The organism is Streptomyces capoamus, from assembly GCF_014654935.1.
In the GTDB taxonomy this organism is placed as follows: Bacteria; Actinomycetota; Actinomycetes; order Streptomycetales; family Streptomycetaceae; genus Streptomyces; species Streptomyces capoamus.
On record NZ_BNBF01000002.1, the window covers coordinates 326,251 to 327,407 of the forward strand.

Here is a 1,157-nt window from a genome sequence, read left to right on the forward strand (position 1 = left end):
TTGGCGGTGTCGACCCACTTGTAGTTGCGGCCGGCGCCGACGTAGTCGAAGTGGTAGTAGAGGCCGTAGCCGCCGGGCCGCGGGCCGTCCGGGTGCTTGCGGATGTTGCCCCAGTTGTCGTCCGTGAGCACCACCGTGACGTCGTCGGGGGCGCGCAGCCCGCGGTCCCAGTAGCGCTGGACCTCCTTGTAGAGCGTCCAGACCTGGGGCGTCTCGGCCGCCGGCCGGCCGGTCACCTCCTCGATGATGCGGCGCTGGTCGGCGATGATCTGCTGCATCAGCTCGATGCCGTCGCCGTCGGGCAGGCTCGTGTCGCCGTTGCCCCGCATGCCGAGCGTGACGACGCCCTCGAAGCCCTGGTCGGCCATGCGCTGGATGCCGGCGCGCCAGTACGCGCGGATCGCCTCCGCGTTGCGGCGGTACGACCATTCGCCCGTGCCCCCGTAGGGATCGGTCCCGGAGCCGGCGTGCCGGTTCCACTCCTCGATGCCCCGCATCATCGGCGCCTCGTGGGACGTGCCCATGACGATGCCGTACTCGGCGGCCCGCCGGTGGTTCTCCGGGTCGTCCTCCGCGAACGCCCGGCCCCACACCGCCGGCCACAGGTAGTTGCCCTTCAGGCGCAGCAGCACCTCGAAGACCTTCGCGTAGAAGTCCGCGGTGAAGCCGCCGGGGTGGCCCGGGGCTTTCCCCGGGCCGAAGTACGCCGGCGCCCAGGTGCCGAGCGCGGGATTCTCGTCGTTGACGAAGACGCCCCGGTACTTCACCGCGGGGCTCCCCTGGGTGAAGCGGCCGGGCTTCACCCACACGTGGTCGCGCCGCGCCGGGGGGACGTCGTCCCACCAGTGCCACGGGGAGACGCCGATGCCGTAGGAGACGTCGTACGCGCCGAAGATCGTGCCCCGCGGGTCGCTGCCGGCGATGACGAACGCCCGCTCCACCCCGGGCAGCGGCCGGTCCACGACCGTCTGCAGCGAGGTCTCCCACCTGCCCCGCACGCCCGTCACGTCGAGCTTCCCGGACCGGATCAGCCCGTCGATCAGCGGGCTGCGCCCGATCGTGCCGAGCAGCACCGGGAAACGGCCGATGCCCGTGCCCGGCCGGACGCCGGTCACCCGTTCGAGGTCGTCCCGGAGGTCTCCCGCGACCCGTACGAC

General features: G+C 72.3%; 1 protein-coding gene. It reads right to left on the minus strand.

Translation table 11 applies throughout. The features are described from left to right. Positions 1-1,157 (minus strand): glycosyl hydrolase 115 family protein (locus tag IE312_RS38825; RefSeq protein ID WP_229899071.1); only part of this gene is annotated, 1,157 nt, incomplete at both ends.